The sequence below is a fragment of the Burkholderia sp. BCC1208 genome, from assembly GCF_902833095.1.
Taxonomy (GTDB): domain Bacteria; phylum Pseudomonadota; class Gammaproteobacteria; order Burkholderiales; family Burkholderiaceae; genus Burkholderia.
The window spans coordinates 411,819-427,499 of record NZ_CADFDY010000002.1 but is presented as its reverse complement, the minus strand read 5'-3'; the positions used below and the strand labels follow the sequence as shown (position 1 = coordinate 427,499).

At 68.0% G+C, this 15,681-nt stretch carries 13 protein-coding genes; 9 read left to right on the top strand and 4 right to left on the bottom strand.

The features are described 5' to 3' along the window. Position 1: 1 nt before the first annotated feature. Positions 2-2,470: a mechanosensitive ion channel domain-containing protein gene (locus tag HWX09_RS06745; protein ID WP_027782573.1), complete on the bottom strand. Its 2,469-nt coding sequence runs from the start codon at positions 2,468-2,470 to the stop codon at positions 2-4. A 332-nt stretch (positions 2,471-2,802) separates the two neighbouring features. Continuing rightward, positions 2,803-3,762, bottom strand: a complete 960-nt coding sequence (locus HWX09_RS06740) for an LLM class oxidoreductase (RefSeq protein WP_027782574.1) — start codon at positions 3,760-3,762, stop codon at positions 2,803-2,805. A gap of 1,210 nt (positions 3,763-4,972) precedes the next feature. On the opposite strand from HWX09_RS06740, the gene HWX09_RS06735 reads away from it, so the two are divergent. From HWX09_RS06735 to HWX09_RS06720, 4 genes are all read left to right on the top strand, one after another. Next, positions 4,973-5,875 carry an NAD-dependent protein deacetylase gene (locus HWX09_RS06735; RefSeq protein WP_034185363.1) on the top strand — a complete coding sequence of 301 codons (903 nt, stop codon included), beginning with the start codon at positions 4,973-4,975 and terminating at the stop codon, positions 5,873-5,875. Next, positions 5,872-6,513, top strand: coding sequence for a DUF938 domain-containing protein (locus tag HWX09_RS06730; RefSeq protein ID WP_027782576.1), 642 nt, complete (start codon positions 5,872-5,874; stop codon positions 6,511-6,513). Before HWX09_RS06735 ends, HWX09_RS06730 begins: the two co-directional genes overlap by 4 nt. A gap of 97 nt (positions 6,514-6,610) precedes the next feature. Further along, the gene (gene gndA, locus HWX09_RS06725; protein ID WP_027782577.1) at positions 6,611-8,023 is read left to right on the top strand and encodes an NADP-dependent phosphogluconate dehydrogenase; all 1,413 of its coding nucleotides are present in this window, start codon (positions 6,611-6,613) and stop codon (positions 8,021-8,023) included. Positions 8,024-8,223: 200 nt separating this feature from the next. Further along, a complete protein-coding gene (locus tag HWX09_RS06720; RefSeq protein ID WP_027782578.1) occupies positions 8,224-8,568 on the top strand; it encodes a DUF4148 domain-containing protein in 345 nt (114 codons plus the stop codon). A gap of 111 nt (positions 8,569-8,679) precedes the next feature. Here the strand turns inward: HWX09_RS06720 and HWX09_RS06715 are convergent, their stop codons facing one another. Continuing rightward, the gene (locus HWX09_RS06715; RefSeq protein ID WP_027782579.1) at positions 8,680-9,000 is read right to left on the bottom strand and encodes a hypothetical protein; all 321 of its coding nucleotides are present in this window, start codon (positions 8,998-9,000) and stop codon (positions 8,680-8,682) included. 422 nt (positions 9,001-9,422) lie between these two features. Here HWX09_RS06715 and HWX09_RS06710 point away from each other — a divergent pair, with 422 nt between their 5' ends. After that, positions 9,423-10,157, top strand: a complete 735-nt coding sequence (locus HWX09_RS06710; protein ID WP_027782580.1) for a peptidoglycan DD-metalloendopeptidase family protein — start codon at positions 9,423-9,425, stop codon at positions 10,155-10,157. A 67-nt stretch (positions 10,158-10,224) separates the two neighbouring features. On the opposite strand, the gene HWX09_RS06705 is transcribed toward HWX09_RS06710, so the two are convergent. Continuing rightward, entirely contained in the window at positions 10,225-10,863 is a 639-nt protein-coding gene (locus tag HWX09_RS06705) for a Pr6Pr family membrane protein (protein ID WP_027782581.1), read from the bottom strand. Between the two features lie 225 nt (positions 10,864-11,088). On the opposite strand from HWX09_RS06705, the gene HWX09_RS06700 reads away from it, so the two are divergent. The 4 genes from HWX09_RS06700 (at position 11,089) to HWX09_RS06685 (ending at position 15,679) form a co-directional block, all read left to right on the top strand. Further along, entirely contained in the window at positions 11,089-11,625 is a 537-nt protein-coding gene (locus tag HWX09_RS06700; RefSeq protein WP_027782582.1) for a cytochrome b, read from the top strand. A gap of 155 nt (positions 11,626-11,780) precedes the next feature. Beyond that, complete coding sequence (locus tag HWX09_RS06695) at positions 11,781-12,149, top strand: DUF2946 domain-containing protein (RefSeq protein ID WP_027782583.1); 369 nt, start codon at positions 11,781-11,783, stop codon at positions 12,147-12,149. Positions 12,150-12,232: 83 nt separating this feature from the next. Continuing rightward, complete coding sequence (locus HWX09_RS06690) at positions 12,233-14,365, top strand: TonB-dependent copper receptor (protein WP_027782584.1); 2,133 nt, start codon at positions 12,233-12,235, stop codon at positions 14,363-14,365. Between the two features lie 219 nt (positions 14,366-14,584). Further along, complete coding sequence (locus HWX09_RS06685) at positions 14,585-15,679, top strand: triacylglycerol lipase (protein ID WP_027782585.1); 1,095 nt, start codon at positions 14,585-14,587, stop codon at positions 15,677-15,679. Positions 15,680-15,681: the final 2 nt, after the last annotated feature.

Sequence of the window (15,681 nt, the reverse complement as noted above, 5' to 3'; positions counted from 1 at the left end):
ATCAACCCGGCTTGCGCTGCGCTCCGTCGGGCGACGGCGGCCGGGCTGCCGTATCGGCGGCGTTCCGCGTGTCGGGGCGCCGGTCGTTTTCATCGTCGCCGACAGGCTGCGATCCGTCCGCATAGGCCACGAGGCTGCGCTGCGGATTGGCGATCCGGATTCCGCGTTCGCGGAACGTCTGCGCGATCCGCCGGTTGAATTCGCGCTGCACGCTCCAGCGCGCCGAGTCCGTGCACTGCATCTGTCCGGACAGCGCGAGCGCCGCGCCGTCGACCTGGTCGATGCCCCAGTAGCTGAAGTCCGACAGAATGCCGTCGTGGTACTTCGGATCGTCGCGCAACGCGGCGCCGATTTCCTTCAGCGTCGCGATCGCGCGGTCGATGTCCTCGCCGTACGCGATGCTGACCTTGACCGCCGCGTTGCCGAGCCCGCGATTCGTGTTGTTGACGGTCGTCACCGAGCTGAACGGGATCGTGTACAGCGACCCGTCGCCCGCGCGCAGCCGCACGGTGCGGATCGACAGGTATTCGACCGTTCCCGACACGCCGGCGAGCGTGACCCAGTCGCCGACCTGCATCGCGTTTTCCATCAGCAGGAAAATCCCGGTGATGAAGTCCTGCACGAGCTTCTGCGAGCCGAAACCGAGCGCGACGCCGAAGATGCTGGCGCCCGCCAGCAGCGGGCCGACGTTCACGCCGAGTTCGCTGAGGCCCGTCAGCACGACGACGAGCGCGATCATCACGAACAGCAGCGAGCGCAGCATCGGCAGCAGCGTGCGCAGCCGCGCGGCCCGCACCAGGTTGCCTTCGCGCGTCCAGCCTTGCAGGCGACGCTCGATCGCGATGTTGGCCGCTTCCCACACGACGAGCGCGACGATCGCCGCGATCGCGATCGTCACCAGCGCGGACGCGAGCCGGTGGCCGATCGTGCCCGTCTCGAATGCGCGGAAGACCGGCACGCCCCAGATCTGCAACAGCAGCAAGACGGTCACGATGCCGATCGCGCCCGACACGATCCGGCGCAACAGCGGGTAGTAGCGGTACGCGTGCAGATGAACGAGCGTGCGGTCGTCCTCGCGGCGGTGGAACAGCCGCGCGAGCGCGCCGAACACGACGATCGACACCATCCGCATCGCGATCATCACGGCGATCGAGCGGCCGCCGAGCGTGATCAGCACGCGGTAGCCGTTGTGGACGTCGAGCGCCCACACGAACCACAGTGCCATCACGATGAAGACCGAGACGGGCGCCCACGCGTCCGCGAGCGCGTTGCCGACGACCATGAAGGTCGGACGATCCGCGCCGGCGGCACGGATCCGTGCCGCGACCGGGCGGCGACACTGCAGGATCAGCACCGAAACCATCACGTGCCCGACGAGCGCGACGGCCTTCAGCAGCGCGACATGGCCGGCTTCGGTCAGGCCGAAGTTCGCGGCGACCTCGACGGCCGCCGTGCACGCGCCGACCACGATCACGATTCGCGCGATCGAGCGTTGCGCGAACTCGGCCCATGCATCGCTGATGTGCAGCAGTCGCAACTGCCGCGCCTCGGGCTGGAAGAACAGCCGGCTGACGATCGTGACGAGCCGGCAAATCACGTAGGTGTCGATCAATGCTTCGAGCGCGGCTTCGATCGGCGTGCCTGCTTCGACGAGCAACGACATCGTCAGGCTCGCGATGCCGACGAACACGAGCAGCGGCACCGCGCGCAGCGCGAGACTGACGAGCGCGCGCGGCATCCGATGCAGCAGCGTGGTGTGTCGGCGTGCGTGGCCTCGGCTCGGCGACGACGAGGGGGCGGTGTCCGCTGTCTCCGCGGCTGCGGTGTCGGGCGGGGTGGAAGTATCGGGCGGCGGCGCGTGGTCCGCGTCCGATGCGGTGGAATCGGGCGCGATGTCGCGCGACGTGTCGGCGCGGCGCGCGGCCACCGTAGCCAGCGCGCGTCGCAGCAGCCGCTTCGCGAGCCATTCGACGACGAGTGCAGGCAGGAGCACCGCGAGGAGGATCCCGAGCGTGTGAGTCAGATCCGCACGCTGGTCGGCGCGCACGAGCGTGTCGTGCCACCAGCGTCCCACCGAACCGATATCGAGCAGCGAGCGCAGCGATTCCTGCAGCGCGTTGCCGATCTGGGCAGCCCAGCGCGATCCCTGGCGAACGAGCATCGACGCGAGCCCGTTCGACGCGAGCGCGCCCGGCGCCGCGGCAGCCGATGCGCCGCTGGCCGCCGCCGCCGCGCTTGCTGGCACGGCGGGCGCGCTCAACGCGCCGACGGCCGCGATGGCGCGCAGCGTCGTTTCGACCTGCGCGCGTTCGCGCGGGTTTTCCAGCACGTTCAGGGCCTGCCGCGCTTCTTGTGGCGTCAGTGCGGGCGCGGCGGCGGAGGCGGCCGACGCGGCGGCCGGAGCAGGAGCGGCCGCGTGGGCGGCCGAGACGACTGCGGCGAGTAGCCAGCCGAGGAGGATATGTCGCATGGGGTAGGCATGCGGGTGCGTCTCGTCACGCGGCCCGCGAGGCTGAATGATGGACGGAAGTTAACATGATCGCGATCGGCACCGAATAGTTCCGTCGACCACTATTCGAATCGAGCATGAACGAGGCGGCGCGGGCCTTGGCACGGCATGCGCGCACCCATGTGCCGGATACGGGCTGCCGGACATCCGATACCGCCGCGAACGTGCCGCTCGCCTCGTCGTAAGGTATCTGTAACGCGTGTTCGCCGGTGCCGGTCGGCGATGCGCCGCTGCGTGAGCGTTCGTCCGGCCGCGATCGACCCTTGCACCGCACCATATGGATTCCTGATGAATCACGCTTGCTCGTCGTGAAATACCGGCAAGACATGCTCGGCGATTTCTTCGATGACGTCGCGCACGGGCCGGTCCGATCCGAGGTTCAGCGTGACATGGTGCGTCCCCGCCGCACGCATCTCATGCAGGATGTCGACCAATGCGCGGCGCCCGGTTGCATAACCGAGCGGCAGCGCGGTGGCGGGCGTATCGGCATGCACGGCAAGGTCGAGCCGCATCGATACGCCGAATGCGCGAAATTCCGGCGACGCGAGCCGGTCGACCGCCGCGCGCCACATCGAATAACGGGCGCGCTGCGTATCCGGATCGCGGTGATACGTCATCCAGCCGATCGAATGCCGTGCGATCCAGTCGACGCTCTGTCCGCCCGAGCCGACCGCAAGCATCGGCACCGCGCCGCCGTCGCGCGGCAGCAGCGTGAATTCGGGCGCATCGGGCGGCGCCCGGTCGGGCAGCACGCGCGACGGCACGCCGAGCGCGGCCGCGACGACGTCCCAGTGCGCGCGATAGCGGTCGCGCCGGGTTTCCGCATCGACGCCGAACGCCGCGTATTCGGGCGGCCGGTCGCCGGAGCCGAGCCCGAGGATGAAGCGCCCGCCCGACAGCGTCGCGACCGACAGCGCGCCTTTCGCGATATGCAGCGGATGACGCAGCGGCAGCACGATCGCGCCGCTGGCGAGCGCGATCCCGCGGGTGCGCGACGCCAGTGCGCCGAGCAGGACCCACGGGTCGAGGTGGCCGACCGGGTCGGGATAGTCGGCGCTGTTCAGCGGCACGTCGCGAATCCACAGTGCGCGAAAGCCGAGCGAATCGGCCAGCGCCGCGAGTTCGAGCTGTTCGTTGAAGTCCGCGACGATGCGGCCGCTGCGAAGCAGCGGAAGCGTGAGGCCGATCGACAGCCGCCCGGCCGAGAAGACACGCTGCGCGACGTCGGGGCGGGCGGGAATGGGTGGGGTCATGGCGAATCCTTGGACGCGAGGCAGCGGGAACGTGCGGCGCTTCGTGTCCGAATGCTAGCGTGTTTGTGCGATGCCCGAGCGGGACGGCCAAGCGTCGCGCTACCCGCACCCGTGGGGGCGCGCCGCAGCACGATTCCCGGGCGTGACGCCGCGCGGTTGTCGCGACCGGTGCCGTAGACCGGCGGGCGGGAGTCGATATCCAGCCGCTGCTTCGTGTCGGGCATGCGGCGAGTGCCGGTTCCGGCTGGTCGGTGGCGAGTCGCGGGAAGCGGCGAGGCCGGCCGCTCGCGTCCGACGGCGGGCGAGCGCTGGATGTGGGGCGCTTGTAACGTGACCGGCATGCACCCTGCAGCAACGACGCGACGATGCCGGCGGTGCGTTTCAGTTTCGAAACGTTCGCGCTTTTTGACGGGGCGCGATGCCTGCCCGCGGTCTGGCCTGGCCCCGCGAGGCCTTGCGGCATGAGACATGGTGCGCTCCTTGCATGGTTGTATGGGCCGTGAGTGCGATCGCGGGTGCAGTCGGCTCGGCAATCGCTTCAGTGGGTCGGACGTATCGAAGACGGGGACAAGAGAATGAAAAAAGACCGAAACGCAACGCATCGTGTTGCAAACATGAATCGCCGACCTCCCAGGGTAGTCGCCTCGCCGTGGATTGCGGCGACGTGAGCGAGTGGCTTTCCGTTCCATCCGAGCAATCGGGTCCGTTCTGAACGACGGCGTGCATGCGTGACGCACAAGTCCGACCGGTGCCGGTCGGCCGTCGGGGATGAACCGCGAACGCAGGCGGATGGCCCGGCCCGAATCCCGGAATCGTCATGCCTTGGCGCAACGCACGTCGTCGCGCGGCGAATGCGTTTGCACGCCGCGCATTGCGCCGGCGTGACGGGCGCGGCGACCAGGATCGGGTCGGGTCGGGAAGCCGGTAACGCGCCGATGGGCGCGGCAGCGCCGGAACACGCGGAGTCCGGGGAGCGTCCGTCGATCGCGGCATGACGGACGTCGCAATATTGTGCTGTCAGTTGATCCACTACCCCGATGGATCAATTGTTGAAGCGCCCGTCGCCGAGCGGCGACGGGCGTCTTTTTGTGCACCGGCGTGCCGTCCGCGGCGGCGCGCCCGATCGCATGACGTTCTGTATCATGTGCTGGCGTGCCTGGCCGCCCGTGCGGGCGCACGGCTTGCCGGCGCGACCGATCACGTTGCCAACATGAACGATAAAGCCTTGCCCGATTCCCCCATCGCCGACGTTGGTCCTGCCGAGCTCGATGCGCTGCAGACGTTCGTCGAGCGTCATCCTCGCCTGCTCGTGCTGACCGGCGCGGGCATCAGCACCGATTCCGGCATTCCCGGTTACCGCGACCGCAATGGCCAATGGATGCGCTCGCCGCCGATTCAGCTTCAGGAATTCCTCGGCTCCGATGCCGCGCGGCGCCGCTACTGGGCGCGCAGCATGATCGGCTGGCCGGTCGTCGGCCGCGCGCGGCCGAACGGGTCGCACGTCGCGCTGGCGCGGCTCGGCGGCGCGGGCCGGATCGAGCGCCTCGTCACGCAGAACGTCGACGGCCTGCATCAGCGCGCGGGCAGCGGCGACGTGATCGAGCTGCACGGCGGCATCAACGGCGTGACCTGCCTCGACTGCGGCGCGCATCACGCGCGGGCCGCGATCCAGGCCGTGCTCGAAGCCGACAATCCCGAGTTGCTGGGCGCGCAGGCCGAGCCGGCCGCGGACGGCGACGCGCATCTCGAATGGGCCGCGCTCGATACGTTCCGCATCCCGGCGTGCCCCGCGTGCGGCGGCCTGCTGAAGCCGGCGGTCGTGTTCTTCGGCGAGAACGTGCCGCGCGAGCGCGTGGCGCTGGCGTCGCAGGCGCTCGAGGCGGCCGACGCGTTGCTCGTCGTCGGCTCGTCGCTGATGGTGTATTCCGGCTATCGCTTCTGCGTGTGGGCACAGGCGCAGCACAAGCCGGTTGCCGCACTCAATCTCGGCCATACGCGCGCCGACCCGATGCTGACGCTGAAGGTCGAGGCGCGCTGCGCCCCCGCGCTCGACGCACTCGTGGCGCGGCTGGGGCTCGGGCGCTACAGCGATACGAAGGAGCATGCATCGTGACCGGCGCCGCTTCCTCCCCCGATCCGTCCGCGCGGCTGTCGGCGCCGGCGGCCGAACGCAATCGCGGGCCGATCCTCGACGTGCTGCGTCGCGTGCTGCCGGCGAGCGGCAGCGTGCTCGAAATCGCGAGCGGCACCGGGCAGCACGTCGTCCACTTCGCGCAGGCGTTGCCGGGCCTGCGCTGGCAGCCGAGCGATCCCGATGCGCAGGCGCGGCGTTCGATCGCCGCGTGGGTCGCGCATGCGGGCCTCGCGAACGTTGCCGGGCCGCTCGCGTTCGACGTGCGCGACACGCCATGGCCGGTCGCGGCGCTCGACGCGATCATCTGCATCAACATGATTCATATCTCGCCGTGGGCCTGTACCGACGCGCTGTTCGCGGGCGCGTCGCGCGTGCTGCGGCCGGGCGGCGTGCTGTTCCTGTACGGTCCTTACCGTCGCGAAGGCCGGCATACGGCGCCATCGAACGAGGCCTTCGACCGGCAGTTGCGCAGCCGCGACCCGTCGTGGGGCGTGCGCGATCTCGAGACCGTGGTCGCGCTCGGCCTCGATCGCGGGCTCGACTGCATCGAGGTCGTCGAGATGCCGGCGAACAACCTGAGCGTCGTATTCCGGCGCCTGCCGCACGCGGAGCAATGACACGCAAGCGCGCAACGCCGCCGGGTTTCCACTATCCTTTCGCCTGTGCGCGCGGCCCGGCTCGGGTCGCGCCCCGTTTTTTCCGGAGAATTGACTAATGGGCAAACAAGCAATCGGTGTGATCGGGCTCGCGGTGATGGGCCGCAATCTCGCACTCAATATCGAGAGCCGCGGTTACGCGGTGTCTGTGTTCAACCGCAGCCGCGAGAAAACCGACGAACTGATCGCCGAATTCCCCGGCCGCAATCTGGTGCCGACCTATACGCTCGAAGAATTCGTCGCGTCGCTCGAAACGCCGCGACGAATCCTGATGATGGTGAAGGCCGGGGAAGCGACCGATGCGACGATCGCATCGCTCAAGCCGCTGCTCGAGAAGGGCGACGTGCTGATCGACGGCGGCAATACGCACTTCACCGACACGATCCGCCGCAACCAGGAACTCGCGCAGTCGGGCCTGCACTTCATCGGCACCGGCGTGTCGGGCGGCGAAGAGGGCGCGCTGCGCGGCCCGTCGATCATGCCCGGCGGCCAGCGCGACGCGTACGACCTCGTCGAGCCGATCCTCAAGCAGATCGCCGCGAAGGCGCCGTCCGACGGCGAGCCGTGCGTCGCGTACATGGGGCCGGACGGCGCGGGCCACTACGTGAAGATGGTCCACAACGGCATCGAATACGGCGACATGCAGCTGATCGCCGAAAGCTACTCGGTGCTGAAGGACGTCGCGGGCCTGACCAACGACGAACTCGGCGCGGTGTACACCGAATGGAACCAGGGCGAGCTCGACAGCTACCTGATCGAGATCACGTCGAAGATCTTCGGCAAGAAGGACGAAGAGACCGGCAAGCATCTCGTCGACGTGATCCTCGATCGCGCCGCGCAGAAGGGCACCGGCAAGTGGACCAGCCAGAATGCGCTGGATCTCGGCGTGCCGCTGCCGCTCATCACCGAGTCGGTGTTCGCGCGCGTGCTGTCGTCGCTGAAGACCGAGCGCGTCGCGGCCAGCAAGATCCTGTCGGGCCCGGCCGCCGCGCCGTTCGACGGCGATCGTGCCGCGTTCGTCGAAGCGGTGCGCCGCGCGCTGTACCTGAGCAAGGTGATCTCGTACGCGCAGGGCTTCGCGCAACTGCGCACGGCGTCGGAAGAATACGGCTGGAGCCTCGATCTCGGGACGATCGCGAAGATCTTCCGCGCGGGCTGCATCATCCGCGCGCGCTTCCTGCAGAAGATCACCGACGCGTATGCGAAGGATCCGGCGCTCGCGAACCTGCTGCTCGACCCGTACTTCAAGGACATCGCCGCGAACTACCAGACGTCGCTGCGCGACGTCGTGGTGGCCGCGGTGAAGGCCGGCGTGCCGGTCCCGGCGTTCGCATCGGCGGTCGCGTACTTCGACAGCTACCGTTCCGAGCGGCTGCCGGCGAATCTCGTGCAGGCGCAGCGCGACTTCTTCGGGGCGCATACGTTCGAGCGCACCGACAAGCCGGGCAGCTTCCACGCGAACTGGTCGTAACCGGCTGGCGGTGGCGGCATTGTTGCGAAAATCTATTCTTTGAATAGGGTTTTTCTATCCCGGATGCCGACATTGTTGGCTCCGGGGAAACAGTGTTTTCGTTCTTTCATGGTTTTCCCTAGGTGCTGTCGGGACTAAACTCTGTTCCATCGCTGCAGACATGGTGTGTGCGGCGGAGCAAAAAAATCCCGGAGGTAATCATGAAATCGCTGATCGCAACGTTCGCTGCTGCTGCTGTCCTCGCCGTCCCCGCCGTCTCGTTCGCCCAACAGAACGCGCCCGTCACCCGTGCACAGGTGAAGGCCGAACTGGCCCAGCTGCAACAGGCCGGCTACAAGCTGGGCAGCGACCGGACCAACTACCCGGAAGGCATCCAGGCTGCTGAAGCCCGTGTGAATCCGCAACAGAACGTCGCCGCTGCCGACACGACCGGCTACGGTGCGCAACCGGCCGCCGGCCAGGAATCGGGCGTACCGGCTGCCGCCAAGACTGGCTGGCAAGTCAAGCGCATCGCGGATGGCGCACCGGTCTACAAGGGTCGTTAATGGTACGGCCGCGCTGGCGACCGCATCCGACCCCCTGTAATACGACAGCCCGTCGCACCGCATAGCGGTACGGCGGGCTGTTTTCATTGGCGGCGCGCGATGCGCCGGCGTTCAGTGCAGCGGACGCCTGCCGCGCCCGATATCGCGGAACAGCGCTTCGGCCGGTTCCAGCACCTGCAGCCACGTTTCGTCGTAACCGCTCAGCGTATCGAGTGCGTCGCGCAACCGTTCGATCGCGAGGACCGGCAGCTCCACGCTGTGGCGCGTGGCGCCGGTCAGATGCGTGACGCTTGCCAGCTGGACGAGCGCATCGGCCGCTTCGGCGACGTCTGTCGCGAACACCAGGTGCCGGTTGAGCAATTCGACCAGACCGCTGGAATCGGCGAAATCGTCGGCGTCGAGCTGCACGGAGAGAAACGTCGCGTTATTCATTGTCGTGCTCCTCGTTGTCGTTGGATCGCGTTGCGCATCACCGAGTATAGGCGGCGATCGAAGCGGAGAATATGACGGGGCCGATACGGGCGGCGAGGGCGACGGCGCCCGGGAACCCCCCCGAGCGCCCGCCGGACGGCCCGCCTGGCACGGCTCGCGGCCCACTGGCGCGCGTGCGACGCCGCAAGATTGTTTCCGGATCAGCCAACTGTCGGGGCCTCGAGCGCGACAAATGGTATCTTTGCCGGTCGGGACGACGCGAAAAAGGGGCCGGTGAGCTCGTTCGCGCCGACGTTCCGCTGTGGAAACCGATGGCCGCGAAAGCGGTCGGATACTGGTTGAGCCGGCCGTTCGGCCGGACATCGTGCGTCGCGTGCCGGAGGGCGGTGGGCGGCGTAACGACGCAAAATCCGGGAGGACCCTTGAGAGAAACTATTCCCACCCACGACGCGCTCACGCGCTGGCTGCCGCAGGCGGCGCTCGTTGCCGCGGCCATCGCGCTCACGGGCTGCACGATGACGCCGTGGACCGACAGCTGGCAACCCACGCGCCAATCGGCGCCCACGTCGGCTGCGACGCCGGGCGTGATTGCCGGCTATTACCGCGTGAACCCGGGCGATACGCTGGCGGGCATCGCGAACGCCTACGGGCAGCGCGTGCAGGACGTGGCCAGCTGGAACCACATGTCGCCCACCGACGCGGTGTCGCCGGGGCAGGTACTGCGGGTCGCGCCGCCGCCGGCCGCGACCTCGTACGGGCAGCCGCCCGCGGCGGCCGCCCAGCCGGGCTCGCTCGCATGGCCCGCCACGGGTGTCGTCGCGACACCGTTCTCGGCCGGCAAGACGCGCGGCGTCGTGATCGTCGCATCCGGGCCCGACCATTCGGTGCGGGCCGCGGCAAACGGGCGCGTGGTGTACGCCGGCTCCGGCGTCAAGGCGTACGGTCCGCTCGTGATCCTGAAGCACGACAACGGGCTCATCACGGCCTACGGGCACAACGGCAAGCTGCTCGTCAACGAAGGCGACGCGGTGCGCCAGGGGCAGCCGGTCGCCGAAATGGGCACCGACGCGAGCGGTCGTTCGACGTTCGAGTTCGAAGTCCGTCAGAACGGCAAGGTCGTCGATCCGATGAACTTCCTGCCGCGCAACGGCGGCTGATCGCCGGCATCGCCACGTGTGCGCCGGGTGGCGCACACGTTCCCGCCCCCTTTCGTCCTTTCCGTCTTCATCCTTCCTTGAGCATCGCGCCGCCGGACTGTCTCGCACGATTGCCGAGCCAGCAAATGCCCAATGCGAGCGCCGCCGCGCCGAGCGCGATCAGCGAGCACTGGATCGCGACGGGCAGGTAGCCGTGCGGCCGCGGATCGACGAACGGGTAGGGATACCAGTTCTCCACCGCGCCGCGCACGAGCGTATAGCCGAGATAGACGACCGGAAAGCCGAGCCACGCGAACGCGCTGCGGCGCGGAATCGGCGAGCGCGGTTCGACATAGAGCCAGTCGCACAGCATCACGAGCGGCACGATCCGGTGCAGTACCCAGTTGTTGAACGCAGGCGTGACGTGGCGCAGCGCATCGAGCCGCGCGAGCAGGAGCTCGTAGACGATCGCGGTGATCAGCACGTACAGCACCGCCGCGCCGCGCATCGATTCGTAGCGGGCCGAGCCGGGGCGCGCGAGGCGCCACAGCCCCGCGGCCAGCATCGCGGCCGCGTAGAGGCTGCTCAGTTGCGTGAAGTAGCTGAGGTAGTTGCCGAGATGGAAGTTCGGCAGGCGCCAGTAGTCGGCGATGCTGTGCAGCGTGGTGGACACCGCGAGCAACGCGGCGATCAGCCGATAGGCCGCAACGAAGAACGCTTTGCTCATGATGCCCGCGCGCCGTCGCACCAAAGCTTCATCGTGCCACAGCCGCTCGCGCGCGCGATGCGGATTTTCCATAGGGCGGCCTTGCAGGGCGCGCGTTGACGATTCGTCGGATATTTGATCGGGCCGTGCAAAACCGGACGCCCGTGCGGCTACAATCGTCACGGCGTTGACTGGCGCAGGCCGATCGCAACTGGCGCCCTCCCCGAATACAACACGAGACCAAGCATGAGAAACATCCTCGCGAAACAGACGCGCTACAGCTCGCCCGCGATCTTCTTCCACTGGGCCATCTTCCTGCTGGTCGCGCTGGCCTACCTGGCCATCGAGATTCGCGGGCCGAAAGGCAGCGACAGCCGTGCGTTCTGGATGAACGTGCATCTGACGGCCGGGACGTTCGTCCTCGTGCTGTCGGTGCTGCGGGTGCTGTGGCGAGTCGTCAGCCGCGTGCCGGAAGCCATTCCGCAGGCGACGCTGCTGCGCTGGCTGTCGAAGCTCGCGCATGTCGCGCTCTACGTGTTCATCATCGCGCAGCCGCTGCTCGGCATCATGATGATCAACATGGGCGGCAAGCCGGTGTCGCTCGACTGGCTCGGCGTGTCGTTCACGCTGTTCGGCCCCGACAAGGCGCTGCGGCCGACGATCAAGGAAGCGCACGAGCTGATCGGCAACGCGTTCTATTTCGTGATCGGCCTGCATGCGCTGGCCGCGCTCTACCATCACTTCATCCGGCGCGACGACGTGCTGCGGCGCATGGCGCCCTGATCGTCCCGTCTCCGGCGCGCGCGGCACGCGGGGGCGCATGGTTGTGTTGACAACCATGCGCCCCCGCTTCGTTTACCGTCATGCGCACTGGTCACCACGTCGAACATTCGGTAACATCGCGGCTGCCTTTACATTTCGCTTACTCGTCGCCGTACATGCTGCACCGACATCGTCACCTGACTGCCTGGCTTGGCCTGCTCGCGATCTGGATCGCGATCGCGGCGCCGCTGGTGTCGCAGTGGCGTATCGCGCATGCGGCCACGCCAGATGCGATCGTCTGCAGTACCGAGCATGGTGCGCATCGTTCGTCCGATGCGGGCGGCATGCACGATCGTGCGCTGCATCTCGACGCATGCGGCTACTGCGGCTTCTTCGCTCATAGCCCGGCCATCGGCGCGCCTGCCGCCGCATCGGTCGGCGCCATGCCCGTCGCTTCCATTTTCGCCGCCGCGTCGCCTGCCGCCGCGGCGCGCAGCGACCGCTATCCGCGCGCCTATCCGCGCGCACCGCCCGAGCGCGCCTGACGCGTTTCCCGCCGTTCCTACTTCCGCCGATATCCGTGCGGCCCGTCGAGGCCGCGTGGAGGGCGTCACTCGGGCTTTCGACCATGATCAATTTCCAGTTGCGTGCGCCGTGTGCGTCACGCACTACCGGTGCGCGGCCGCTGCCGCGCATGCTGAAACTTACCGTTCCCGCGCTAGCTGTCGGCGCGCTGGCCGCGAGCGCTGCCGCAGCCGAAACCGCGCACGCGGCCGGTGCGACGGCGAACGACACGGCCGTGCTGCTGCCGCCCGTCGAAGTCGTCGCATCGCCGCTGTCGACGCCGCTCGTCGTCATCACGGATCCGAAGGCGCCGCGCCAGCCGCTGCCCGCCAGCGACGGCGCCGATTACCTGAAGACGATCCCCGGCTTCACGTCGATCCGCAGCGGCGGCACGAACGGCGACCCCGTGCTGCGCGGGATGTTCGGGTCACGGCTGAACATCCTGGCGAACGGGATGCCGACGCTCGGCGCGTGCCCGAACCGGATGGACGCGCCGACGTCGTATATCGCCCCGGAAAGCTATGACAAGGTCACCGTCGTGAAGGGGCCGCAGACCGTGTTGTACGGCCCGGGCGCGTCGGCCGGCACCGTGCTGTTCGAGCGCGTGACGCCGCGTTTCGAGCGCCCCGGCATGCGCTTCGACGGCAGTCTCGTCGGCGGGTCGTTCGGCCGCAACGACCAGAACATCGACCTGAGCGCCGGCACGCCGGACGTCTATGGCCGCGTGAGCGCGAACCACGCGCATTCGCAGGACTACAAGGACGGCAACGGCAACACGGTGCCGTCGCAGTGGGACAAGTGGAACGCCGATGCGGCGCTCGGCTGGACGCCCGACGACCATACGCGCGTCGAGCTGACCGCCGGCACCGGCGACGGTTATGCGCGCTACGCGGGCCGCGGGATGGACGGCGCGCATTTCCGCCGAGAGACGTTCGGCCTGTCGTTCGACAAGCGGCATCTCGGCGACGTGCTCGACCGGATCGAGGCGCGCGTGTACTACAACGAAGCCGATCACGTGATGGACAACCATACGTTGCGGCAGCCCGACCCGACGAGCAGCATGCCGATGCGGATGGCCGCGGACGTGCGACGCCGCACGCTCGGCGCGCGTGCGGCCGCGACGTTGCGCTTCGGCGACGACTTCAAGTTCGTCACGGGTGTCGATGCGCAATCGAACCGGCTCGATTCGCGCTCCGCGATGGGCTGGCAGAACTACGGCGACCAGCCGTGGGATGCGCAGGCGACGATGTGGAACGCGGGCGTGTTCGGCGAGCTGACGTGGTATGCGAGCGACGTGTCGCGCGTGATCGGCGGCGCGCGCGTCGATTATGCGAGCGCACGCGACAAGCGCGCGATGAAGCGCGGCATGATGACGAGCAAGCCGAACCCGACCTTCGACGACGATCGGACGAAGGTGCTGCCGAGCGGCTTCGTGCGCTACGAGCGCGATCTCGCGTCGCTGCCCGTCACGTGGTACGCGGGGATCGGCCATGCGGAGCGTTATCCGGACTACTGGGAACTGTTCTCCGCGACGCGCGGGCCGGCCGGTTCGGTCAATGCGTTCTCGGCGGTGCAGCCGGAGAAGACCACCCAGCTCGACGTCGGCGCGCAATACAAGAGCGACCGGTTCGATGCCTGGGTGTCGGTGTACGGGGGCTACGTACAGGACTTCATCCTGTTCAACTATGCGGCCGGCATGATGGGGCCGACCACGCAGGCAACCAACGTCAACGCGCAGATCATGGGCGGCGAAGCCGGCGTGTCGTGGCGGCCGGTCGCGCCGCTGCGCGTCGAGACGTCGCTTGCGTATGCGTGGGGGCGCAACGTGGCGAGCGGCGATCCGCTGCCGCAGATGCCGCCGCTCGAGGCGCGCATCGGGCTCGAATACACGCGCGGCGCATGGTCGGCAGGCGGCCTGTGGCGCATCGTTGCGCCGCAGCATCGCTATGCACCGAATGAGGGCAACGTGGTCGGCAAGGACTTCGGCCCGAGCGCCGGATTCGGCGTGCTGTCGCTGCATACGCAGTACAACGTCAGCAAGACCGTGCAGATCTCGATCGGCATCGACAACGTGCTCGACAAGGCCTACACCGAGCATCTGAACCTCGCCGGCAACGCGGGCTTCGGCTATCCGGCGAACGCGCCGGTGATGGAGCCGGGGCGTACCGCTTGGGTGCGCGTGAGCGCGAAGCTGTAGCGCATCGCGCATGTGCGTCGCAGCATGCGCATGCGTGAACGCCGCACCGCCCGAACGGGCGGTGCGCGTCAACCGATTAGAGAACCGTATCTAGTCGGGGAGCAAACGTTCGCGAGTCGTGCTTCACTCCCGCATTCGACACACGCGGTGCGTGCGATGCGGCGTGCGTGTCGATCCGGTGTCATTCGCACCGGCAGCACAATAATCAGGAGAACATGCATGGCCAGATCGATGCGTTCCAGGGTAATGGCAGGGGCAGTGGCATGCGCGATGAGCGTCGCGCCGTTCGCGGGGACGGCCGCGCTGACGACGCTCGCGACGACGCACACGGCGATGGCGGCAACCGCGCCCGTCGACGACTATGCGACGACGCGCTATCCGATCATTCTCGTGCACGGGCTGACCGGCACCGACAAGTATGCGGGCGTACTCGAGTACTGGTACGGCATCCAGGAAGATCTGGAGCAGCACGGCGCGACCGTCTACGTCGCGAACCTGTCGGGCTTCCAGAGCGACGATGGCCCCAATGGGCGCGGCGAACAGTTGCTGGCTTACGTGAAGACGGTGCTCGCCGCGACCGGCGCGACCAAGGTCAATCTCGTCGGTCACAGCCAGGGCGGGTTGACGTCGCGCTATGTCGCGGCCGTCGCGCCCGATCTCGTCGCGTCGGTGACGACGATCGGCACGCCGCATCGCGGCTCCGAGTTCGCCGACTTCGTGCAGGGTGTGCTCGCGTACGATCCGACCGGGTTGTCGTCGACGGTGATCGCCGCATTCGTCAATGTATTCGGGATCCTGACGAGCAGCAGCCACAACACGAACCAGGACGCCCTCGCGTCGTTGAAGACGCTGACGACCGCGCAGGCCGCCGCCTACAACCAGAACTATCCGAGCGCGGGTCTCGGCGCGCCCGGAAGTTGCCAGACCGGCGCGTCGACGGAAACCGTCGGCGGCAACACGCATCTGCTGTATTCGTGGGCCGGCACGGCGATCCAGCCGACGCTTTCCGTGCTCGGCGTGACGGGAGCGACGGACACGAGCACGCTTCCGGTCGTCGATCCGGCGAACGCGCTCGACCTGTCGACGCTCGCGCTGTATGGCACGGGCACGGTGATGATCAACCGCGCCTCGGGCCAGAACGACGGGCTCGTGTCGAAGTGCAGCGCGCTGTACGGGAAGGTGCTGAGCACGAGCTACAAGTGGAACCATCTCGACGAGATCAACCAGTTGCTCGGCGTGCGCGGCGCGTATGCGGAAGATCCGGTCGCGGTGATCCGCACGCATGCGAACCGGTTGAAGCTCGCGGGCGTGTAATC